This is a genomic window from Pseudomonas sp. P5_B3, assembly GCF_056400405.1.
In genome coordinates this window covers 38,383-59,413 of sequence record NZ_JBFULI010000006.1, presented here as the reverse complement: position 1 = coordinate 59,413, position 21,031 = coordinate 38,383, and the positions used below count along the sequence as shown (strand labels likewise).

The window sequence follows — 21,031 nt, the reverse complement described above, 5'->3', positions numbered from 1 at the left end:
CTCGTCACCGCCATTCGGTGCCGTCCCGCAACATGGCATTCAGTCTAATCAATAGGACCCGCATGCAGGCAAGAGCGCGACTTTCGCGCTCTTGCCTCGCTCCCGAAGCGCGTCATAACGTGCCTTGAAGTCAGGCTGATCAAGAATTTCGTCCATAACATGAGCTTCAAGAAGGGCGCCGGGTTCTTGGCCGTTGCCGCCCTTTGATGCTCAGCGCTTCGCCGTAACCGTATAACTGACCGGTATGCAGGAGTAACAGGCGTACTCTTTTTTCTGCTCGCCCTACCAATACCGATAGAACAAGCTGACCGATACACCGCCGTTGCGCACTGAGATTCGACCGGCCAGATTGCCATCCTCCCTGAGGATTCGGCCGGCATCTTCCGTGGTCAGCGACTCGAGTTCTTTGATGGTGATTTTGGCCATGAAATGGGTTCCCCCTACTTTTACCTCCACAAAAACGTCGGCTCTTGATGGACGTTCCTGGGCTCTCGTAGAGCAGAACACCGCTGGAGCTCAAGTAAATACTGGCTTTGAAAAATCCAGAGTAAAATCTTGGAAGCTTTCAAGAAGTATGAAAAAGGAGATGGGGTGCCAGGGGTCGAGTGTTCGAATCACTCCGTCCCGACCATATTTTTCAATGACTTAGGCCAATGTTCACAGCATTGGCCTTTTTCATGTGCGTGACTTTTGCGTGATTTCTCGATTTTTCACGCGTGCTCTGTCCAGGGTTCACGCAGGCATCATCAGCACAAAGGAGGAATGCCATCTCCTGTTTTCACCTATAGCAGCGGCGCCAAGACTTTCAAGCTACCAAACACTCGTATCAGTGCAGCCCGTAGGACCAGATTGCTTTGGTACACCATTTTCCCTCCGAGAGGCACAGTACGGTGACATGAGATCTTGGTGAACAGTTTTGGCACTTGCCCTGCGTTAACCGCCGCGCCTGTATCGCCTACGGCTGACTCAACTACGCTTTAAGTGAAGGTTGAAGACTGCCGAACCCGCTCCTGGGAGGGTCCCGTGAACAGTCACTGGTGGCGCCGCCTGCTCTTGGTGATGATGCTGGTCTGGCTACCGACGGTTTCGACGACGGCGTCGGCTGCGGGCAGTGTCGTGATTCTGACCGTCAACGATGCTATTGGTCCGGCCAGCGCCGACTACGTGGAGCGCGGCTTGATACGTGCGGTGACCGAGGGCGCACAGTTGGTGGTCATCAACCTCGACACCCCCGGCGGGCTGGACACTTCGATGCGCTTGATCATCAAGGCGATTCTGGCCAGCCCCCTGCCAGTGGTCAGTTTCGTTGCCCCTAGTGGCGCACGCGCGGCCAGCGCCGGCACCTATATTTTGTATGCCAGCCACATTGCCGCCATGACCCCGGGTACCAACCTGGGCGCCGCTACGCCGGTGCAGATCGGCGGCCTGCCCGGTACCGCACCCGAACCACCTCGCTCACCCACCACTGACAAGAATTCTCCGCCTGAGCTACGGGACACCTTGACTCGAAAACAGATCAACGATGCGGCAGCTTACATCCGTGGTCTTGCGCAATTGCGCGGACGCAATGCCGACTGGGCCGAACAAGCGGTACGTGAATCGCTCAGCTTGTCGGCCGACGAAGCGCTCAAACTCAAGGTGGTCGATTATGTGGCCAATGACGTGGCAGACCTGCTCAAGCAACTGGACGGTAAGAGCCTGAATGTCGCCGGTCAGACGTTGAAGCTGAGTACCGCCGGGGCTGCACTCATCGATCATGCGCCTGATTGGCGCACACAACTGCTGGCGGTGATCACCAACCCCAGCGTGGCATTGCTGCTGATCATGTTCGGGGTCTATGGGTTGATATTCGAATTCATGAGCCCAGGGTCGGCCGTCGGTGGAGTGCTCGGTGGCATCTGCCTGTTGCTGGGGCTGTATGCCCTGCAACTGTTGCCCGTGAATTACGCCGGGGTCGGACTGATTCTGCTAGGGCTCGCCTTCATGATCGCCGAGGCGTTTCTACCGAGTTTCGGTGTAATCGGCTTGGGTGGGGTGGTTGCCTTTGTAGTCGGCGCAGTGATTTTGATTGACACAGATGTACCGGGTTTCGGCATTCCGTTGGCGCTGATCATCGGCATGGCACTGATCAGCGCCCTGTTGCTGATGACTCTGGTCGGTATGGCGCTCAAGGCACGACGCCGTGCCCTGGTCAGCGGCGATGCGGGCCTGGTCGGCAGCCTGGCCACAGTGACGGGACTGCTGCCGGATCTGCCGATGAGCGGCTGGGTGCAACTGCAGGGCGAAAAATGGCAAGTGCGCAGCCGCTCGCCCCTGCACCTGGGCCAACAGGTCCGGGTGGTGGCGCGCACGGGTTTGATGCTGGAGGTCATTGGATTGGATGAAACGCCACCGCGAGGAGGTTGATCATGTTCGTCGAATTGGGTTTTGGCGCACTGCTAACCCTGCTCCTTGTGTTGGTGTTCTCAGCCTTGCGGATTCTGCGTGAATACGAGCGCGAGGGCGGGGATTACCAGGCTGTTGGTGATTACGGCGTAGCAAGAGACGTTGAAGTCTCTCGAGTTTTTACATAATAGGGGGGGCGTATAGTCAGTCTCCCGGCGAAGGAGAAAAACAAGTCGATACTGGTTAGATCGTTTATTTCTTTCAGTTATGTAAAAAGATTTAAGTTGCATATCCAAAGCCGATGAAACGGCGTGATGGCTTTAAAGAAATCTGCAATAGCAATTAAACGGCTGCTATAGCAGTCGTAACTCCCCCTGGTACTTCATTAATCTGGCTCCGGCGTCCATTTTTGCTGCTGGATCACCCTCTTGCCGGCCATCCGCCAATCCTTAGAATCCACGCCATCAACTTCGTCCAACTCTCAAATCCTCCGGGGAGCAACACCATGATGAACGCCGTGCAGATGCCAATGCCAATGAACACCAACATGCCGATGATGGGCATGCCGATGATGATGGCGACCATGACTTGCGACATGATGGACGATGGCATGATGTGCAGGATGATGCCGGCCGCCGGCATGGACATGGCGATGTTCAAGAACAGCGCCGAAATGATGCAGATGATGATGAACTGCGGCATGCCGATGATGATGCATTGCGGCAACATGAGCATGATGGGCATGTCCCCGGCGAGCATGGCCATGCCGATGATGAACATGATGATGCCAATGCCGATGATGGGCATGCCGATGCCATCGATGAAGTGCGTGATGGAATGCACCATGATGGATGACTGCATGATGTGCAAAATCATGCCGATGGCAGGCATGAACATGGACATGATGAAAAGCTGCTGCGCCCTGATGATGAAAATGATGAACGACTGCAGCATGCCGATGATGATGAGCTGCAATGGCATGCCGCTGATGTGCTGCACCTGCTGATCCTTGGCATCAGACGTTAAAAAGCCCGGCAGGGTTAACCCTGCCGGGCTTTTTAATGTCCGCTTTTCAGTCCAGGCGTTCGGGGTAAGTCACCACAAGATAGGCCACCGCCTCACTGTCGGCCGGGTTGCGGTAGCGGTGGGGCTGGTCCGCATAGAACAGGATCGAGTCGCCGGTGGAGAGCAGGTAGCGCTTGTCGTTGACGCTGATCTCCAGCACACCCTGAGCCACCACCAGGTTTTCCTGCACTCCGGGGCCATGTCCTTCGGACTGATCCTCTCCCAACGGGCTCAGGCGCAGTTCGTAAAACTCCGATTGGCGCGCCACGTCGAACGGAAACAGCGCGCGGCTGACAAAGGCGCCGCTGGCACTGACCAGACGTTTGCTCTGGCTGGCCGACAGCATCGCCACCCCTTCGAAGGCCCGATGCTCCAGAAAGGCGGCCACCGACACCTTCAAGCCCTTGGCGATTTTGCACAGCACCTTGATGGACGGCACGCTGCGCCCGGACTCGATCTGCGCCAACATCGCCCGGCTCACACCACACTGCCGGGCCAGGGCGTCAAGGGAAAGATGACGCTTGCTGCGCAGGCGTTGCAAGTTCTGTGCGACCCGTTCGCAGATCGGGTCTTCTTCCAATGGTTCCAGATTGTTCAAATCCAGCACGGGCTCGTCGGCGCTCGCCAGAAAGCGCGAGGGTTCTTGCGCATTCACGCGTGACGCGTCTCGCTGGCTTTAGCGGCGTGCACCCACTGAGCGGCCTGCAAACCTGCATTGCGTGCGTACATTTCCCACATGGCCCGCGCCCGTTGCTGAGCCTGTTTGCGTTTGCGGTAGCTGACGAAGTCGATGACGTTGGCTGTCGGATTCATGGGGCACTTCCCTGTGGTGGTAAATGACGGGATGAACTGAGCGTACCCGGATAGTCATATAACTATAAATACTATTTTTGTATTTATTAATTCTTTTTGGTTATTTTAAGCTCAGGCAATTGGACCGAGGTCTGACCCAGGGGAAGGAACGGAGCAGCTTAAGCTAATTCCAAAAAGATATTTGTTTGTGCTTTTTAAGATCTATTAGCTTTATAGAACTCAGAAAGTGTGCCGGGAGCTCCTGTGACTATCATTCAATCCTCTTTTGCGACTGCCCGGCCCGAGTCTGCTCAACGACTTGCGAAACCCTCCGACGATCAAGCCAATGAGGATGATGTGGTCCTTGAGCTGCGAAACGTCACCAAAGCCTATCTGCGAAAAAAAGGTTCTTCTGCACCACCGGCAGTGAGCAATGTCAGCTTGAAGGTGCGTCGGGGCGAGGTCTTGTGCTTGATGGGGACGTCTGGAAGCGGCAAGTCGACGTTGTTGCGTCACATCAACCGCTTGATCGAACCCACGAGTGGTGAAGTCTTGATCGAGGGTCAAGCGATCAGCGGGTTGAGCCACAAGGCTTTACGTGATTTGAGGTCGCGACGCATCGGTATGGTGTTTCAGCATTTTGGTTTGTTACCTCACCGCACAGTGCTGGATAACGTCGCGCTTGCGCTGGAGTTGCGCGGCGAACGTGAGTCGATTCGTCACGCGGCAGCCTCCCTGCAGTTGCAGGCGGTAGGGCTGGAAGGTTGGGGTGAGCATTATCCGCATGAGCTCTCCGGCGGCATGCAGCAACGTGTCGGCCTGGCACGGGCCTTGGTGACGGAGCCTGAAATTCTGCTGATGGACGAGCCTTTCAGTGCTCTGGACCCAACCATCCGCCGAGATCTGCAAAGCCATTTCCTTGCACTGGCCCGCGAGCGCGGCATCAGCACCTTGATAGTCACGCATGATCCGGCCGAAGCCATACGCCTGGCAGACCGAATAGCTGTGCTGCGCCATGGCCGTCTGGTGCAGTTGGGCACTCCAGAACAGTTGCTCGAACATCCCGCTGACGCCGAAGTCGCGGACTTCTTTCGGGATTGCACATCCACACGATCCCCTCTGTACAGCGTGGACAGCGTTAGCTTCAAGGCTCCAGAAAGTGAACTGCGCGAGCATTCCGCTACCCCTGGCTTGCGTGGGTGGCAAGCTCTTTTGCTGGGGCCGGCGGCCCTGGCGGCACGGGCAAAGGGCGGATTGTTCTGGCTTACGTTTGCCAGCGAACTCGCGGCATTGGCCGTCCTGGGTCAAGGCATTGCCAGTTCATCGTTGTTTGCGGTGCTGGCGGCAGTCGCCGTGTTCGCTGCCAGCCGCTTCACTGCGTTCTCGCTGAGCCGCGCGCCCGTGCGACGAAACGCATCGGGTTGGGTTCTGCCGTTGGTGGTACTGCTGGTCAGTCAGGCCTTGGTGGTCTGGCGAGTCATTACGCCTGACACGACGAATGCAGTGCTGCAGTTCCCGGCCAATCGCCAGGCGCTACTGCTGGCAGCGCAGAGCATTGACGAATTTATCGGCTGGTCTCAGGTCACGTTCGAGGGGGCATTTATCGGCGTGATCGTTGTCGTTCGCACCGTCATCGAAGGGATTGAAAACCTGCTGGGCTGGCTGCCCTGGACGGTGTCGGCGCTGGCGCTGGTGTTGCTGGCCTGGCGTTCGGCTGGCGTTGCGTTGGCGCTGACCAGCAGCGCGGCGTTGTTGTACATCGGCCTGTTCGGCTTCTGGGAGCGAACCATCGCAACGCTGGCGCTGGTCGGTTCGTCGGTACTGATTGCTCTGGTCATAGGTGTACCCACCGGCATTGTGCTGGCGAAGCGGCCGCTGGTACGACGGCTGCTCACACCTTTGCTGGATGTCATGCAGACGCTGCCAACCTTTGTCTATCTGATTCCGGCCGTGGCGTTCTTCTCGGTGGGCAAGACCCCGGCCGTGATCGCGACGGTGATTTTCGCGCTGGCGCCGATGATCCGTTTGACCTCGTTGGGTATTCAGGAAGTACCGAAGGACGCTGTCGAGGCTGCCGTCGCGCACGGCGCCAGTCCTTGGCAAACCCTGATCAAGGTGCAGTTGCCGCTAGCTCGCCGTTCGCTGTTGCTAGGAATTAACCAGACGATCGTCATGAGCCTGTCGATGGTGGTTGTGGCCGCGCTGATCGGCGCCGGCGGACTGGGTTATGACGTGATGACAGCACTGCGCAATATCAAGGGTGGCGAGGGTGTGCTCGCCGGCGTGGCGATTGTCCTGTGCGCGCTGATCCCTGACCGAATCATTCAATCTAGCTTGCGCAAGCAAGATCACCTGCACAACTGACGTGAGACTTATCATGAAGACACACTTATCGCGCACTGTGGGCGCAGCCGCGCTGCTGGCCTCCCTGATTCTCCCGGCAACCGTGTTGGCCAAGGAAAAGATCGTCATTGGCGAGCAGAACTGGACAGGTGCAATCGCCATTCAGAACATCCTCGCAGAGGTGATCAAAACCCGACTGGACGGCGATGTATCGTACCTGGCCGGGGATGTCGCGGTGCTGTTCAGTGCCGCCGCGAAAGGCGATGGCTCGGTTGATGTGTTGACCGACATCTGGCTGCCCAACCAGTCGGCTGCCTGGAACAAGTACGTCACGGGTGGCCCCCGTTCACTGGTGCCAAACGTCAAGCCTTATGCGGGCGAACAAGGGTTCTATATCCCCGGGTATTTGCAGGACAAATACGGCGTTAAATCCATCTACGACCTGAAAAAGCCTGAAGTGGCCAAGCTGTTTGAGCCACTGGGCGGCGGCAAGGCTGAGTTGCTGGTGGGGCCTGCAGGCTGGGAGTCGACTTACATTGGCCAGATCAAGGCCAAGGATTACGGGTTTGCCGATAAGTTCGAGTCGGTGTCCACGGAAGCTTCCGTGACCTATGCCAAGCTGGCCTCGGCCTACAAGGCGCAACGTGGCGTGGTGTTTTATGCCTACACCCCGGACTGGATCTTCTCGGCCTATGACCTGCGTCGCCTCGAAGAGCCCGCATTCGACGGCTACGCCCAGGACAACAAAAAAGGTGACCCGCTCTACAAGGTCGATGGCTGCTGGAAATTCATCAGCCCGACGGTCGATCCCGACTGGCTGAACAAAAGTCAGATTACCTGTGCCTTCCCGGATGCCAGGGTTCATGTCCTGGCGTCCACAGCCTTGCAGACACGCGCCCCGAAAATTGCCGAGTTCCTGAAGAATGTCGCCATCGACCCGGCGCAGCTCAATGAGCTGATCCTGAAGATCGAAAAGGAAAAACTGCCGGCTGACGTCGCGGCCAAAGAGTGGGTTCAGGCGAACACCGCCAAGGTTGATCAATGGCTGTCCGCGTCGGCGCCTAAGGTGAGTGCAAGCCAATGAGTCAATCTTCTTTGCGTTTACTCGATGGCGGTATGGGGCGCGAGCTGAAACGTATCGGGGCGCCGTTTCGTCAGCCTGAATGGTCAGCGCTCGCACTGATCGAGGCGCCCGGGTTTGTGCTTCGGGCGCATAGGGCGTTCGTGGATGCCGGTGCCCGGATAATCACCACCAACAGCTACGCGGTTGTGCCTTTTCATATAGGTGAAGAGCGCTTTGCCGCGCAGGGGCGAGTGCTGGCTGAGCGGGCTGGGCGGCTCGCTCGTCAGGCGGCGTCCGAGAGTGCCGAGCCGGTGACCGTGGCCGGCTCGTTACCGCCGGCTCTCGGATCCTATCGGCCGGACCTGTTCGATCATCAACGTTCTGTCACGATCCATCGAGAGCTTATTGCCGGGTTGCGGGCGCATGTCGATGTCTGGTTAGCGGAAACTCAGAGTTCTACGGCTGAAGTCAGGGCGGTAGCAGAGGCGCTGGGCACCGAGCTCAAACCGTTGTGGGTGTCGTTTACGCTTCTGGATGAGGTCAATGAGTCACCGCAACTGCGTTCCACTGAGCCAGTCGGCGAGGCGGTACGCGTGGCGGCCGAGTTGGGTGCGAGAGTCGTGCTGTTCAATTGCAGTCAGCCGGAAGTCATGGCAGCGGCTCTGGCCGAAGCCCGGGATGTTCTTGATAGCCTCGACCAGAGCATTGAGCTAGGGGTTTACGCCAACGCATTTCCTCCCGTCAGCACAGAGGCCAAAGCCAACAGTACATTGCTGGAGATTCGTAGCGATCTGGATCCCGAGTCATATTTGCGTTGGTCCAGATCCTGGGTAGCGGCTGGCGCCAGTATTGTTGGAGGATGCTGTGGAATCGGCCCAGAGCACATCGCGCAGTTGCACCTGCACTTGTTGGCGGACAGTGGGGTCGCTGGAACATGAGCGATCTTCAACAGGAAACACAGGTTGAGCAGGCGACTTTTGGTGCCGGCTGTTTTTGGGGCGCTGAGGCGCCATTCAGAACATTGCCGGGCGTGCTCGGAGCTGATGGCGATGGCGATGGCGCTTTCATGGCAACTCCCTTCAAGCGTTCTGCGTTGACAGTGTTGGCGACCTCCCTGGCTGCGGCGAGTATGTTACTGAGCTCCGGCGTTCACGCCGAAGGCAAGATCAGCATTGCCCAGCAATTTGGTATCGGTTACCTGATATTGGATGTGGTACGGGATCAGCAGCTCATCGAGAAACATGGCAAGGGGCAGGGCCTCGATATCAAGGTCGACTGGAACAGCATCTCCGGTGCCACGGCGATGAACGAGGCACTGTTGGCCGGCGCGCTGGATGTGGTGTCAGCCGGCGTGCCGCCGATGCTCACGATCTGGGACCGGACAAAAGGCAAGCAGAACGTCAAGGCCATTGCCTCGCTGGGCTCGATGCCCAATTACCTGCTGACGAATAAACCGAATGTGAAGAGCCTCAAGGACTTCACCGAGAAAGATCGCATTGCCGTACCGGCGGCGGGGGTCGGTTTCCAGTCGCGCACGCTGCAGATCGAAACGGCCAAACAGTTCGGCAAAGACAATTTCAAGAAGTTTGACGATATCTCGATCAGCCTTGCGCACCCGGATGCTACAGCGGCGCTGATCGCTGGCGGTTCAGAGATCAATTCACATTTTTCCAGTCCGCCGTTCCAGTACCAGGAACTGCAGAATCCCAACGTGCACAAGGTACTGAGCTCCTACGACGTACTCGGCGGGCAGGCCACGTTTAACGTGCTGTACACCACTGAAAAATTCCACGACGAAAACCCGAAAACCTACAAGGCGTTCTACGACGCGCTGGCCGAGGCCGAGAAAATAATCAAGGCTGACAAGTCCGCGGCAGCCCAGATCTATATCCGGGTGGAGCAGTCGAAGCTGGCCTTGCCGCTGGTTGAGAAAATCGTCGCCGACCCCGAAATCGACTTTACCGTCGTGCCACAGCGCACCTTCATCTATGCCGAAAAATTGCAGGAGTTAGGCGTACTGAAAAACAAGGCGGCCAGCTGGAAGGACTACTTCTTTGAAGAAGCCCACGGCGGTGCGGGCAGCTGAACCGGGGCATCAGTGCCCTTGACTGCTTTTGATCAACTCATACGCCCGACGCACTAGCGGGTTTACGGTGTTCGGGCGAATCCACAAGTGATAGGTCACGTCTGGCAGTCGCGGCAATCCGTCATTTTCACCCAGTACGCGCATGTCCGGGCCGAGCATTTCCATACTTCTGGGGGTGACGCCCAGTCCCGCACGCGTCGCCGCTTTGATGCCGATCAGGTTCGATGCCAGGTAAGCCTGGCGCCAGGGAATGTTGGCGCGCTCCAGGGCCTCCAGCGCGTAGCGGCGATAGATACTCGGTTCCTCGACGAGAATCAGTGGCAAGGGTTCGCCCGGAGTATGGATGTACTGGGCCGAGCAAATCCACCACACCGGCGAGGTGCGCAAGGCAAAACCTTCAAGGCTGGAGTCTTCTCGGGTGGAAATCACCATGTCGACTTTGCCCCGGTGCAGGTCGTCCATCAGAAACGGGCTACGACCCACATCAATCTCCAGACGTAAGCGCGGTGCCGATCGCGCGATGTGGCTAAGCATGGGCGGCAGGATGGTGTCGGCGATGTCGTGGGGCGAACCGATGCGCAGCACGCCGCTCAGGCTGCTTTCGCGCAATGAGTTCAGCGCGTCGTCGTTGAGCGAAAGCATCTGCCGGGCATGCCGTAACAACTGCTGTCCGGCTTCCGTAAGGTGCTTTTGCCGCCCGCGTTTTTCGAACAGGCTCACGCCCACCTGTTGCTCCAGGCGTTGCATGTGCTGGGTGACCGACGACTGCGTGCGGGCCATTCGTGCACCGGCCTCGGCAAAACTGTGGTGATCGACCACGGCAATGAAGGTGCGCAGTAATTCGAGATCGAGGGTCGACATGGCGGCTGCTTTTATATCAAGGGCGCGAACATAAACATTACATATATTTATGTGTTAGGAGAAATTGATTTTTCTGTAAGTAGGTATAGGTCAATAAACGTTGGCTTATAAGCGTTCTTCTAAAAAATGACAGCGCCTGAGTTATAACGATATTAGATATTTGTATTTCCGTTACCTTGGCGCAGTACGCAGGATGCCCACTCATCAGATCGGGGTTACGCCGATCATCCATGAGGGGAAATCCATGTTGTTTGAGCGCACGCCTGTAAAACGATTATTGCCTGCGATGTTGGGTGCCTTGATTTCGCTGGCTGCCAGCACCGCTGCCCAAGCCGATGCGACGCTGGACAAAATCGAGCAGCGTCATGTGCTGGTGGTCGGCGTGCTGCTGTCGGGTGGCCCCTTTGGCGGGATCGATCCAGCCACGCAAAAACCGCGAGGCCTGAACGTTGAGCTCGCTCAGGAGTTGGGTCGGCAGTTGGGTGCTGAAGTCGAACTGGTGCCGGTGTTGCCGGCCAACCGTGTGCAGTTTCTGCAGCAGGGCAAAGTCGATTTGCTGATTGCCAACATGGAATGGACGGCGGAACGCGGCGAAATTCTCGGTTTTGTGCCGACGCCGTTTTACCGGGTCGGCGGCACCGCCGCAGTCCTCAAGGACAGCAAGATCGCACGTTGGGAAGACCTCAAAGGACAACCGGTCTGCACCTCGCAAGGCAGCAGCTACGTCAAACCGCTCACCGAGTTGGGTGTCGAGATCAAGGCCTTCAAGAGCTCGTCCGAATCCTTGCTGGCACTGCGCGGCAACAACTGCGTCGCGGCGGTGCACGACGCCACGCTGGTCAACCCGTTGATCGCCGACAGTCCCGAATGGAAGGACTACCGGGCGATCACCCCGGAACTGAACCCGGCGCCTTCAGTGATCTGGACCCGGCGCGGAGAGAGCGATACCCAGGCGAAGCTCGACCCGATCGTCAAGGAGCTGCACCGCAGCGGCTGGTTGATCGAGGCCCAGACCCGCAACCGCATCACGCCTGCATCGCCGGCGCTGGTCGAGCTGCAAAAGAAGTTTCAGGCCAACGGCGTCTGATTCATCTCATCGTCTTCAATACGCCGCCGCATTGCGCGACGGCCGTTCAAGGTAGTCGCGCATGAATCGTCTTTTTTCCGCTAAAACCCTGTCCTCGCTGTGCCTGGCCGGCGCTGTCGCATTGGCTGCAAGCCTGGCCCGGGCCGATGCCACGCTGGACAAGATCGAGCAGCGTCACGCCATCACTGTCGGGGTGATTCTCAGCGGCCCGCCATTCGGCACCATCGACCCGAAGACCGGTGAACACCTGGGCTACAACGTCGAGCTCGCCAAGGGCGTGGCCAAGGCCTTGGGCGTCGAGGCCAACACCGTCTCGGTGCTGGCGCCGAACCGTGTGCAGTTCCTGCAGCAGGGCAAGGTCGACATCCTGATCGCCAACATGCAGTTCACCGAAGAACGCGGCGAGATTCTCGATTACGTGCCCACGCCATACGAGGAAGTAGGCGGCGCGGCGTTGATTCGCAAAGGCTCGGGCATTGCCCAGTGGGCCGACCTCAAGGGCAAACCGGTGTGCGTGTCCCAGGGCAGCAACTTCATCAAGCCGCTGCAGGAAACCTACGGCGCCGAGATCAAGGCATTCCGCAGCCAGTCCGAATCGTTGTTGTCCCTGCGCGGCAACGGTTGCGTGGCGGCGGTGCATGTCAGCCCGACCATGCATGCGTTGTTGAGCGATGCCGAATGGGCGGGTTACGAGATCCCGTTGCCGGGTGACTTGATCCCGTCGAACTCGGTGATCTGGTTGCGCAAGGGTGAGCAGGATACCCAGGCGAAACTGGACGCCATCGTGCGCGATTGGCACCGCAGCGGCTGGCTGATCGAGCTCGGCGAACGCACGGACATGGCACCGTCTCAGGCGCTGCGTGACTTGCACGAAAAATATCGCAACGCCGCGCCGCTGGCGGTGCTTCCGTGAGTCTGTTCGCAGACTTGCAGCAACTGCTCGGCGCGAGCCATGTGCAGAGCAGCGAAGAGGCCGCGCCGTACCTGACTGACAAACAGGGACGTTACGTTGGCCAGGTCGTTGCCGCCGTGCACCCGGCCAACACCGAAGAAGTTGCGGCCGTGGTCCGCGCCTGTGTGGCCGCCGATACGCCGGTGGTGGTGCAGGGCGGTAATACCGGGCTGATGGGCGGCGCCACGCCGGACGCCAGCGGTCGTGCGGTGTTGCTGTTGCTGGATCGCCTGAACCGGGTGCGCGCTGTGGACACCGACAACGACACGTTGACCGTCGAAGCCGGCTGCATTCTGCAAAACGTGCAGGACGTCGCCCGCAACGCCGGTCGCCTGTTTCCCCTCAGTCTGGGCGCCGAAGGCAGTTGCACCATTGGCGGCAATCTCGGCACCAATGCCGGTGGTACCGCCGTATTGCGCTACGGCAATACCCGCGAGCTGACGCTGGGGCTGGAAGTGGTAACCGCCCAGGGCGAAATCTGGAACGGCCTGCGCGGTCTGCGCAAGGACAACACCGGCTACGATCTGCGTGACCTGTACATCGGCAGTGAAGGCACCCTCGGTATTATCACTGCCGCCACGCTGAAACTGTTCCCGCTGCCCAAGGCTCAGGCTACGGCGTTATTGGCCTTTGATTCGCTGGCGCAAGCGGTGCAATTCCTGTCCCATGCCCGTGCCGGGTTTGGAGCCAGCCTCACGGCTTTCGAACTGCTCAGTGCCGACTGCCTGGCCTTGTTGCACGAACAATTTCCCGAAGGTCCGCAACCTTTCCTCGGTGTCAGTCAGCCTTGGTTCGCGTTGCTGGAACTCTCGGATAACCACAGCGAAACTCACGCCCGCGAAGCCTTTGAAGCGGTGCTTGGCGATGCGTTCGAAAAGGACTTGCTGGCCAATGCGCTGATCGCCGAAAGCCTCGCGCAAAGCGACGCGCTGTGGCTGTTGCGCGAAAACATGAGCGAGGCGCAGAAGCGCGCCGGTCGCAACATGAAGCACGATATCTCGGTGCCGATTTCCCAGGTCGTGGCGTTCGTCAGCCACACCGATGCGCTGTTGCAGGCGCACTTTCCCGGTGTTCGCCATTTCACCTTCGGCCATCTGGGCGACGGCAACCTGCATTACAACGTCGCTCATCCGCTGGATTCGACGGTGGATGCGCACATGGCGAATTACGCGGCACTCAGTCTTCTGGTGCACGACAGTGCCCATGCCCGCGGTGGTTCCATCAGCGCTGAACACGGCATCGGCCAACGCAAGCTGGGCCTGCTGGGGCGCTACAAAAGCGCGGTGGAGCTGGATCTGATGCGGCGTATCAAACAAGCCATGGACCCGAAGAATCTGCTCAATCCGGGCAAGGTCGTGGAGGTAAGTCAGTCATGACGCTCAGACTTTCCAAGCGTGTGCAGCGCGTCTCCCTGTCGGCCAATGCCGCCGCCAAATCCCGCGCTACCGAATTGCGTGAGGCCGGTCACGACATCCTCGACCTGACCACCGGCGAGCCGGATTTCGACACGCCTGAACACATCAAGCAGGCGGCGTATTCCGCGATCGCCGCCGGTGCCACCAAGTACACGCCGACGCCTGGGGTGAAAGCCTTGCGGCTTGCCGTGCAGCGCAAACTCCAGCGGGAAAACCGCCTGGACTATTCGCTGCCCTCCATCGTGATTGCCAACGGCGCCAAGCAGGTCATCTTCAACGCGTTCGCCGCGACCCTCGACGATGGCGATGAAGTGCTGGTGCCCACGCCTTACTGGCCATCGTTCCCGGACAGCGTACGGTTCAACGGTGGCGAACCGGTGTTCATCGAATGCGGGCTTGAGCAGGGCTGCAAGCTCACGGCACACCAGCTTGAACAACACATCGGCGAGCGCACGCGCTGGCTGATCCTCAACGGTCCCGGCAATCCCAGTGGTGCGGTGTACAGCGCGGTGGAGTTGCAGGCGCTGGCCGAGGTGCTGCGCCGTCATCCGCAGGTGTTGATTCTGCTGGATGAGCTCTACGAGCACATTCGTTTCGACGGTCAGCCGGCGCAGAACCTGCTCAATGTCGCACCGGATCTGCAGGAGCGTTGCCTGCTGGTGGGCGGTGTGTCGAAGACGTATGCCATGACCGGCTGGCGCATCGGTTTTGGCGCAGGGCCACAGGTGCTGACCAGTGCGATGGCTGTGGTGCAATCGCAATCCACTTCCGGGGCGTCCTCGGTGGGCCAGGCCGCCGCGTTGGCGGCCTTCGAAGGCGGGCTGGATTTCCTGCCCGAGCAGGTCGTGGCCTATCAGCAGCGTCGGGATCTGTTGGTGAGCGCCTTGCGCGCTGTCGACGGTCTTGAAGTGCTTGAGCCGCAGGGCGGCTTCTTCGTGTTTGTCCGTTGTGCCGGTTTGCTGGGGCGTTATCGCCCCGACGGCAACCGCTTGAACAGCGACGCTGACGTCGTCGCCTATTTGCTGGAAGAGGGCGTGGCCGGTGTGGCGGGCAGTGCGTATGGCTTGTCGCCGTGGTTTCGCCTGTCCATCGCCACCGCGACCGACAGCGTCGCTGAAGCCGGGCGCCGCATCGCTCGGGCCTGCGCGCAACTGCGGGGGACGGCATGAGTCACTGGCTGGATCTTTTCGTCCACTGGACCGCCGGTTTCGGTCTGAACTACAGCTTTCTGCTGGACGCCTATCAGCGCGCAAGCCTGGTGCAAGGCGCGCTGACCACGGTGTGGTTGTGCCTGTTCACCATCGTTGGCAGTTTGCTCGCCGGTGTCGGCTTGGCGGCGATGCTGACGTCGGGAAAACCCTGGCTGGCGAAACCGGCGCGGGTCTTCGTCGAAGTCACTCGCAACACGCCGACGCTGGTGCAGCTGTATTGCGCGTTCCTGGTGTTGAACATGCTGCTGACCCAGGCGGTCGGCGCGGCGAACCCGCTGACGCCGTTCGCCTGGGTGGTGATCGTGATCTCGCTGCACAAGGGCGCGTTCCATGCCGAAGCCTTGCGCGCCGGCATCGAAGCGGTGCCGACCGTGACACTGGAAGCCGCCAGTTCCCTTGCGTTCAGCAGCCGCCAATTGCTGTGGAATGTGCAACTGCCGCTGGCGGTGCGCTTCGCCTTGCCGTCGCTGATCAACAACCTGATCGACCTGGTGAAGATGACCGCCGTGGCCTCGGCGATTGCCGTCGGCGACATCACCTACGCGTCGATCATGATCTGGACCCAGAGCGATAACGTGCTGGAGCTGATGATCCTGATCCTGAGCTTTTTCGGTCTTCTGAGTTTTATCGTCAATTGTGTGGGGCGCTACCTGGAAGCGCACTTGAGGATGCCCGGTTATGGCCATTGAATCGTCCGTCACCGCGCCGGTGGCCTGGTCGCGTCGGCATGTCGGCAAGCTGTTGCTCGGCACCGTGCTCTGGCTGCTATGGTTCGCCCCGCAAAGCCTGGTGCTCAACGCCTTGCTGCAATGGTCGCCGGCACTGGTTGCGGGCTTTGGCCAGAACATTCTGATCAGCCTGGTCGCCATCGCGCTGGGTTCGGTGCTGGGGTTACTGGTGGGGGCGCTGGCATTGTCGCCATTGCGCTTGCTGCGTTTGCCGGCGCGGATCTGGGTGCAGATTTTCCGCAATGCGCCGTGGCTGGTGCTGATCTATTTCACCACCTATGTGTTCCCGTTCGAGGTCAGGATCGGCAGCACCTATGTCTCGTTCCCCGACTGGGTCAAGGTCACCCTCGGGCTAGCGCTACCGGCGAGTGCCAACGTCGCGGAAATTTTCCGTGGTGCCATTGCCTCGATCCCCAGCACCCAATGGGAAGCCGCACGTTCCCTGGCGTTTACCCGCGGACAGATTTTCCGCTCGATCATCTTGCCGCAGTGCTTCAAACGCATGTTGCCGCCGTGGATGAACCTCTACGCCGTGATCACCATGGGCACGGCGCTGGCCTCGCTGGTGGGCGTGCATGACGTGATCGACACCGCGCAGATCGCCAGCAACACCGTGAACATGACCGGCTTCACCGTGGTGATTTACCTGAGCMTGCTGGTGTTGTTCTTCGCTTATTGCTACCCGATTTCCCGTCTCACCCAACGCCTGGAGCGACGTTATGCCTTCTACTGAAACCGTCGCCGAGCCTCTGGTCAGCCTGCGCGATCTGCACCTGTCGTTCGCCAGCAATCCGGTACTCAAAGGCATCGACCTTGATGTGCACCGTGGACAGGCGGTGTCGATCATCGGCCCGTCCGGTTCCGGCAAGTCGACGATTCTGCGTTGCATCACCGGGTTGTTGCAGCCGCAGCGCGGCACTATCCGCGTCGGCGCCACCGAGGTGCATAACCTGGCGCAGGAAGCCCAGCGCATCGAGTTGCGCAAGCGCGTGGGGTTTGTGTTCCAGCAGTACAACCTGTTCCCGCATTTGTCGGTGCTGGAAAATCTGGCGATTGCGCCGCGCAAGGTGTTGGGGCGCAGCCGCGCCGATGCCGAAAAAGACGGGCGTGCCTTGCTGGCGAAAGTGCGCATGGAGCACAAGGCCGATGCCTATCCGGGGCAACTGTCCGGCGGCCAGCAACAGCGCGTGGCGATTGCCCGGGCGCTGGCGATGCGCCCGGAACTGATCCTGTTCGATGAAGTGACCTCGGCCCTTGACCCGGAAACCGTCGGCGAGGTGCTGACGGTGATTCGCGAGCTGACCGAAGAGGGCATGACCTGCGTTCTGGTCACCCACGAGATGCGTTTCGCCGAAGAGATCAGCGACATCGTCTACTTCACCGAAAACGGCGTGATCGTCGAACACGGCAGCGCCGCACAGATTTTTCAGCACCCGACCAGTGAGCGCACCCAGGAATTCCTGCGTCATGCCTTGGGTGATCCGGGGCGCCGTCCCGCCGTTGCCAACGATCCGTATCTGCTGACCAACCTGGGTCGCTACAGCCTGTCCGTCTAACACCGAGGAGCCTGTTCATGAGTACCGAAAACCGTGCCGCCGTCATCGAGGATTTCCTGAAGAAAATCCGCGTCATCAATCAACGGGGCGTCGACCGCGCCGCGCTGGTGGAAATCGTTGTTCTGCTCGAAGCACTGGCCGAGCGTCGTGATCTGTTCAATTTCGACGCCTTCCCGGCACCGGTGCCGGGGCAGGGCAGCACCGCGTTTCGCTACCGTCTGAATGACGACGGCGACACGCCGACGCTGTACCTGAACTCGTTGTTGCCGGGTAAAAGCACAATCGCGCACAACCACGAAACCTGGGCAATCATCAGCGCCGTCGAAGGCCAGGAAATCAACTACGTGTACGGCCGTGACGACGAAGGTTGCGAACCCGGTTTCACCACCTTGCATCTGCAAAAAGAAGTGATCGTGCAACCCGGCACCTCGATCTCGTTTCTCGGCGAAGATCTGCACGGGATTCGCGTCGAAGGCGAGCAGGCGACCCTGCATTTCCACCTGTACGGCCTGCCGCTGGAATCCCTCAATGGCCGTTACGGCGTCGAGGCTGACGGACGCATTCTCAATTACAACGCCTCGCAAATGGCGCCGTCGATCAAGGCTTACGCATGATCGATCGCGCTTCAATAATTTCTTTTTCAAGCGGGACTTCCATGAGCCAGACCGTAACCCCAGCGCAATTGCAGCAGTGGCTGTTCGACGGACAGGAAATCGCCCTGTTTGATGTGCGCGAGCACGGCCAGTATGGCGAGGCCCATCTGTTTTTCGGGGTGAATCTGCCCTATAGCCGACTGGAGCTGGAGGTGCGGCGTCTGGCGCCGAATCCTCAGGTGCGGCTGGTGATCTATGACCAGAATGGCGGCGATGTCGCCGCACGTTCCGCTCAGCGCCTTCAGGCGTTGGGGTATGAGCGCGTGCACGTTCTCGAGGGTGGCGCCGAGGGTTGGCAGGCTGCCGGTTACCAACTGTTTGCCGGTGTGCATGTGCCGTCAAAGGCCTTCGGCGAGTTGGTGGAAGAGGCCAGTCACACACCGCACGTCACCGCGCAGCAGCTGGCCGAATGGCAAGCCCGTGGCGAGCCGCTGGTGGTGCTGGATGGCCGACCGTTCGACGAGTACCGCAAGATGACCATTCCCGGTTCCGTGTGTTGCCCGAACGGTGAGCTGGGTTATCGCATCCATGACCTGGTGCCGGATGAAACCACGCCGATCGTGGTCAATTGCGCCGGGCGAACCCGCAGCATTATCGGCGCGCAAACGCTGATCAACCTGGGATTGAAGAACCCGATCTACGCCTTGGAGAACGGTACTCAGGGTTGGTACCTGGAAGATTTTCAGCTGGAGCATGGCAGCAGCCGTCGTTATGCCGATGCCGTATCGGTCGCACCTTTGGCCGCACAGCGGGTGGCCGCTGCTCGGCTGGCGGAACGCGCCGGGGTGAAAACCGTTGTGGCCGAGCAAGTCGCGCAGTGGGCCGAAGAGGCCGGCCGCAGTCTGTTTCTGTGCGACGTGCGCACGGCTGAAGAGTTTGCCGACGGCAGTCTTCCCGGTGCACAACACACGCCGGGCGGGCAGTTGATTCAATCCACCGATCTGTACGTTGGCGTGCGTCAGGCGCGGTTGGTGCTGATCGACAGCGACGGCGTGCGTGCGCCGATTGTCGCGAGCTGGCTGCGTCAGTTGGGGCATGAAGCCTATGTGCTGGAAGGTGGCGTGAGCAGCGGTCTGGCGTTGCCCGCAATCGAGGTTGAAGCTGAAGAGACGTTGCCATTGATCACGCCATTGGCACTGGCCGATGCGTTGAAGGATGACGCGGTCGCGTTGATCGATTTGCGCCCGAGCATGGCCTATCGCAAGGGCCATATTGCCAGCTCGCGCTGGTCGATCCGCTCGCTGTTGGCGACGCATGTAGCCGGTGAGAACCGGCCGTTGGTGTTGCTGGCCGATGATCCATTGCTGGCCGCTTTCGCGGCGCAGGAGTTGCCCGAAACCCAGCGTGCACAGCTGCGATTGCTGGACGGCGGACTGGCTGCCTGGCGTGCGGCCGGTTTTGTTGTGGAGGAAAGTCCAGACACGCCTGCCAATGGTCAGTGCATCGATTTCCTGTTCTTCACCCATGATCGCCACTCCGGCAACAAGGAGGCGGCGCGGCAGTACCTGGCCTGGGAAATCGGTTTGCTGGCGCAGATGAACGACGATGAAATCGCCAGTCTTAACCCCCTGCAGTCTCAAACCCGTGACGATGCGCGGGTGCGCACGCGCCTGGTTCATGCGGCGCGCACCGAGCAAGGCGTCGGTGGTCGATCAGTCAACGTGCCGGTCACCCGTTTAAGCACCGTGCTGTTCGATAACCTGGCGCAAATGCGCGACGCCCGCGCTCGCCGTGATAGCGAGCGGGTGCTGAGCTACGGCGCCCGTGGCAACCCGACGGCCTTCGCCCTGGAAGACCTGGTCACCGAGCTGGAAGGGGGTTATCGCACGCGCTTGTTCGGAACTGGCCTGGCAGCGGTCGCGCAGACCTTTCTGGCCTATCTGCGCCCCGGCGATCACGTGCTGATCACCGATGCGGTGTACGCACCGGTTCGACGTCTGGCCCGGGAGTTTCTCCAACCGTTCGGTATTCAGGTCAGCTACTTCGCCCCCGACGGCAGTGACTTGCAGGCGCAACTGCAAGCCAACACCCGAATGGTCTACACCGAAGTGCCGGGTTCCTTGCTCTACGAACTCTGCGACTTGCCGGCCATCGCCGCCCTGTGCAAACCGCGAGGCATCCTGCTGGCGGTCGACAACACCTGGGGCTCGGGTTACCTGTACCGACCGCTGACCCTCGGCGCGGACATCTCGATCATGGCGCTGACCAAGTACCTGTGCGGCCACAGCGATGTGGTCATGGGCAGCGTCTGCACCCGTGAGGAAACCTGGCAGCCACTGGCGGTCATGAGCGACACCTTTGGCGCCACCGTCAGCCCGGACGATGCTTATCTGGTGCTGCGCGGTGCCCGGACACTGGCAACGCGACTGGAGGTGCACGAGCGCCAGGCGCTGGAAATCGCCCATTGGTTGCAAGCGCAACCGCAGGTGAAACGGGTGTTCCATCCGGCCTTGCCCGACCATCCCGGCCACGCCTTGTGGCAACGGGATTTCAAGGGCAGTAACGGCTTGCTGTCCTTTGAGCTCAACGAAGCGGACGACGCTTATGTCGAGCGCTTCATCGATGCGTTGCAGTTGTTCGGACTGGGCGCTTCCTGGGGCGGTTTCGAAAGCCTGATTACCGTGGCCGATACCCAGGATCGCCAAAGTGCGACGGACCGTTCACTGAGTCCGGTGTTGCGATTGCATATCGGGTTGGAGGATGTCGAGGCATTGATAGAGGATTTGAAGCGCGCGTTTGCTGCCGCAACGTAAGCCCGAAGTGCCTCGGCTGTAGAAAGAACTCGGTGACGTGGCTCGGAGTCAGCCTCTTCTGCGCTTGATACACCCAAAAAA

The 21,031-nt window shown here is 59.7% G+C and carries 20 protein-coding genes, 1 pseudogene and 1 riboswitch; of the genes and pseudogenes, 16 read left to right on the top strand and 5 right to left on the bottom strand.

Annotated features, from left to right (window positions below; all coding sequences use genetic code 11):
- Positions 1–4: 4 nt before the first annotated feature.
- A pseudogene (locus AC1DRN_RS05835) lies at positions 5–135 on the bottom strand (IS110 family transposase); the annotation flags it as partial.
- 147 nt (positions 136–282) lie between these two features.
- The gene (locus tag AC1DRN_RS05830; protein WP_457265819.1) at positions 283–426 is read right to left on the bottom strand and encodes a hypothetical protein; all 144 of its coding nucleotides are present in this window, start codon (positions 424–426) and stop codon (positions 283–285) included.
- 304 nt (positions 427–730) lie between these two features.
- A riboswitch (Fluoride riboswitch) is annotated at positions 731–782 on the bottom strand.
- 241 nt (positions 783–1,023) lie between these two features.
- Between AC1DRN_RS05830 and AC1DRN_RS05825 the strand changes: the two genes are divergently transcribed.
- The 3 genes from AC1DRN_RS05825 (at position 1,024) to AC1DRN_RS05815 (ending at position 3,391) form a co-directional block, all read left to right on the top strand.
- The gene (locus tag AC1DRN_RS05825) at positions 1,024–2,406 is read left to right on the top strand and encodes an NfeD family protein (RefSeq protein WP_223457249.1); all 1,383 of its coding nucleotides are present in this window, start codon (positions 1,024–1,026) and stop codon (positions 2,404–2,406) included.
- A 2-nt stretch (positions 2,407–2,408) separates the two neighbouring features.
- Complete coding sequence (locus AC1DRN_RS05820) at positions 2,409–2,573, top strand: hypothetical protein (RefSeq protein WP_411740683.1); 165 nt, start codon at positions 2,409–2,411, stop codon at positions 2,571–2,573.
- Positions 2,574–2,890: 317 nt separating this feature from the next.
- Positions 2,891–3,391 carry a hypothetical protein gene (locus tag AC1DRN_RS05815; protein WP_223457251.1) on the top strand — a complete coding sequence of 167 codons (501 nt, stop codon included), beginning with the start codon at positions 2,891–2,893 and terminating at the stop codon, positions 3,389–3,391.
- A 66-nt stretch (positions 3,392–3,457) separates the two neighbouring features.
- Here the strand turns inward: AC1DRN_RS05815 and AC1DRN_RS05810 are convergent, their stop codons facing one another.
- Together AC1DRN_RS05810 and AC1DRN_RS05805 are read right to left on the bottom strand one after the other, a co-directional pair.
- Positions 3,458–4,048: a helix-turn-helix domain-containing protein gene (locus tag AC1DRN_RS05810; RefSeq protein WP_223457351.1), complete on the bottom strand. Its 591-nt coding sequence runs from the start codon at positions 4,046–4,048 to the stop codon at positions 3,458–3,460.
- Between the two features lie 53 nt (positions 4,049–4,101).
- On the bottom strand, positions 4,102–4,263 hold the full coding sequence (locus AC1DRN_RS05805) for a hypothetical protein (protein ID WP_223457253.1): 162 nt from the start codon (positions 4,261–4,263) through the stop codon (positions 4,102–4,104).
- A 336-nt stretch (positions 4,264–4,599) separates the two neighbouring features.
- Here AC1DRN_RS05805 and AC1DRN_RS05800 point away from each other — a divergent pair, with 336 nt between their 5' ends.
- The 4 genes from AC1DRN_RS05800 to AC1DRN_RS05785 all read left to right on the top strand — a co-directional run bounded on the left by AC1DRN_RS05800 (position 4,600) and on the right by AC1DRN_RS05785 (position 9,734).
- On the top strand, positions 4,600–6,606 hold the full coding sequence (locus tag AC1DRN_RS05800) for an ATP-binding cassette domain-containing protein (protein WP_317851108.1): 2,007 nt from the start codon (positions 4,600–4,602) through the stop codon (positions 6,604–6,606).
- 13 nt (positions 6,607–6,619) lie between these two features.
- A complete protein-coding gene (locus AC1DRN_RS05795) occupies positions 6,620–7,669 on the top strand; it encodes an ABC transporter substrate-binding protein (protein WP_223457257.1) in 1,050 nt (349 codons plus the stop codon).
- Complete coding sequence (locus tag AC1DRN_RS05790) at positions 7,666–8,586, top strand: homocysteine S-methyltransferase family protein (protein WP_223457259.1); 921 nt, start codon at positions 7,666–7,668, stop codon at positions 8,584–8,586. Before AC1DRN_RS05795 ends, AC1DRN_RS05790 begins: the two co-directional genes overlap by 4 nt.
- A gap of 128 nt (positions 8,587–8,714) precedes the next feature.
- Complete coding sequence (locus AC1DRN_RS05785; protein ID WP_223457352.1) at positions 8,715–9,734, top strand: ABC transporter substrate-binding protein; 1,020 nt, start codon at positions 8,715–8,717, stop codon at positions 9,732–9,734.
- Between the two features lie 9 nt (positions 9,735–9,743).
- On the opposite strand, the gene AC1DRN_RS05780 is transcribed toward AC1DRN_RS05785, so the two are convergent.
- A complete protein-coding gene (locus tag AC1DRN_RS05780) occupies positions 9,744–10,595 on the bottom strand; it encodes a LysR substrate-binding domain-containing protein (RefSeq protein ID WP_223457261.1) in 852 nt (283 codons plus the stop codon).
- A gap of 244 nt (positions 10,596–10,839) precedes the next feature.
- On the opposite strand from AC1DRN_RS05780, the gene AC1DRN_RS05775 reads away from it, so the two are divergent.
- The 9 genes from AC1DRN_RS05775 to metC all read left to right on the top strand — a co-directional run bounded on the left by AC1DRN_RS05775 (position 10,840) and on the right by metC (position 20,950).
- A complete protein-coding gene (locus AC1DRN_RS05775; RefSeq protein WP_223457264.1) occupies positions 10,840–11,682 on the top strand; it encodes a transporter substrate-binding domain-containing protein in 843 nt (280 codons plus the stop codon).
- Positions 11,683–11,743: 61 nt separating this feature from the next.
- Positions 11,744–12,595: a transporter substrate-binding domain-containing protein gene (locus tag AC1DRN_RS05770; protein WP_223457266.1), complete on the top strand. Its 852-nt coding sequence runs from the start codon at positions 11,744–11,746 to the stop codon at positions 12,593–12,595.
- On the top strand, positions 12,592–14,010 hold the full coding sequence (locus AC1DRN_RS05765; RefSeq protein ID WP_223457268.1) for an FAD-binding oxidoreductase: 1,419 nt from the start codon (positions 12,592–12,594) through the stop codon (positions 14,008–14,010). The genes AC1DRN_RS05770 and AC1DRN_RS05765 overlap by 4 nt, the downstream gene beginning before the upstream one ends.
- Positions 14,007–15,218 carry an aminotransferase class I/II-fold pyridoxal phosphate-dependent enzyme gene (locus AC1DRN_RS05760; protein ID WP_223457270.1) on the top strand — a complete coding sequence of 404 codons (1,212 nt, stop codon included), beginning with the start codon at positions 14,007–14,009 and terminating at the stop codon, positions 15,216–15,218. Before AC1DRN_RS05765 ends, AC1DRN_RS05760 begins: the two co-directional genes overlap by 4 nt.
- Positions 15,215–15,949, top strand: a complete 735-nt coding sequence (locus AC1DRN_RS05755; protein ID WP_223457272.1) for an amino acid ABC transporter permease — start codon at positions 15,215–15,217, stop codon at positions 15,947–15,949. Before AC1DRN_RS05760 ends, AC1DRN_RS05755 begins: the two co-directional genes overlap by 4 nt.
- On the top strand, positions 15,939–16,721 hold the full coding sequence (locus AC1DRN_RS05750; protein WP_477786649.1) for an amino acid ABC transporter permease: 783 nt from the start codon (positions 15,939–15,941) through the stop codon (positions 16,719–16,721). Before AC1DRN_RS05755 ends, AC1DRN_RS05750 begins: the two co-directional genes overlap by 11 nt.
- A complete protein-coding gene (locus AC1DRN_RS05745) occupies positions 16,708–17,544 on the top strand; it encodes an amino acid ABC transporter ATP-binding protein (RefSeq protein ID WP_223457276.1) in 837 nt (278 codons plus the stop codon). The genes AC1DRN_RS05750 and AC1DRN_RS05745 overlap by 14 nt, the downstream gene beginning before the upstream one ends.
- A 17-nt stretch (positions 17,545–17,561) precedes the next feature.
- Complete coding sequence (locus AC1DRN_RS05740) at positions 17,562–18,158, top strand: cysteine dioxygenase family protein (RefSeq protein WP_223457278.1); 597 nt, start codon at positions 17,562–17,564, stop codon at positions 18,156–18,158.
- Between the two features lie 41 nt (positions 18,159–18,199).
- Entirely contained in the window at positions 18,200–20,950 is a 2,751-nt protein-coding gene (metC, locus tag AC1DRN_RS05735; RefSeq protein ID WP_223457280.1) for a cystathionine beta-lyase, read from the top strand.
- Positions 20,951–21,031: the final 81 nt, after the last annotated feature.

Excerpts from the sequence above, each read along its gene's own strand:
- AC1DRN_RS05830 (WP_457265819.1), bottom strand. The coding sequence starts at position 426 with ATGGCCAAAATCACCATCAAAGAACTCGAGTCGCTGACCACGGAAGAT.
- AC1DRN_RS05785 (WP_223457352.1), top strand. The coding sequence starts at position 8,715 with ATGGCAACTCCCTTCAAGCGTTCTGCGTTGACAGTGTTGGCGACCTCC.
- AC1DRN_RS05770 (WP_223457266.1), top strand. The coding sequence starts at position 11,744 with ATGAATCGTCTTTTTTCCGCTAAAACCCTGTCCTCGCTGTGCCTGGCC.
- AC1DRN_RS05755 (WP_223457272.1), top strand. The coding sequence starts at position 15,215 with ATGAGTCACTGGCTGGATCTTTTCGTCCACTGGACCGCCGGTTTCGGT.
- AC1DRN_RS05760 (WP_223457270.1), top strand. The coding sequence starts at position 14,007 with ATGACGCTCAGACTTTCCAAGCGTGTGCAGCGCGTCTCCCTGTCGGCC.
- AC1DRN_RS05740 (WP_223457278.1), top strand. The coding sequence starts at position 17,562 with ATGAGTACCGAAAACCGTGCCGCCGTCATCGAGGATTTCCTGAAGAAA.
- AC1DRN_RS05790 (WP_223457259.1), top strand. The coding sequence starts at position 7,666 with ATGAGTCAATCTTCTTTGCGTTTACTCGATGGCGGTATGGGGCGCGAG.
- AC1DRN_RS05815 (WP_223457251.1), top strand. The coding sequence starts at position 2,891 with ATGATGAACGCCGTGCAGATGCCAATGCCAATGAACACCAACATGCCG.
- AC1DRN_RS05745 (WP_223457276.1), top strand. The coding sequence starts at position 16,708 with ATGCCTTCTACTGAAACCGTCGCCGAGCCTCTGGTCAGCCTGCGCGAT.
- metC (WP_223457280.1), top strand. The coding sequence starts at position 18,200 with ATGAGCCAGACCGTAACCCCAGCGCAATTGCAGCAGTGGCTGTTCGAC.
- AC1DRN_RS05820 (WP_411740683.1), top strand. The coding sequence starts at position 2,409 with ATGTTCGTCGAATTGGGTTTTGGCGCACTGCTAACCCTGCTCCTTGTG.
- AC1DRN_RS05780 (WP_223457261.1), bottom strand. The coding sequence starts at position 10,595 with ATGTCGACCCTCGATCTCGAATTACTGCGCACCTTCATTGCCGTGGTC.
- AC1DRN_RS05795 (WP_223457257.1), top strand. The coding sequence starts at position 6,620 with ATGAAGACACACTTATCGCGCACTGTGGGCGCAGCCGCGCTGCTGGCC.
- AC1DRN_RS05805 (WP_223457253.1), bottom strand. The coding sequence starts at position 4,263 with ATGAATCCGACAGCCAACGTCATCGACTTCGTCAGCTACCGCAAACGC.
- AC1DRN_RS05775 (WP_223457264.1), top strand. The coding sequence starts at position 10,840 with ATGTTGTTTGAGCGCACGCCTGTAAAACGATTATTGCCTGCGATGTTG.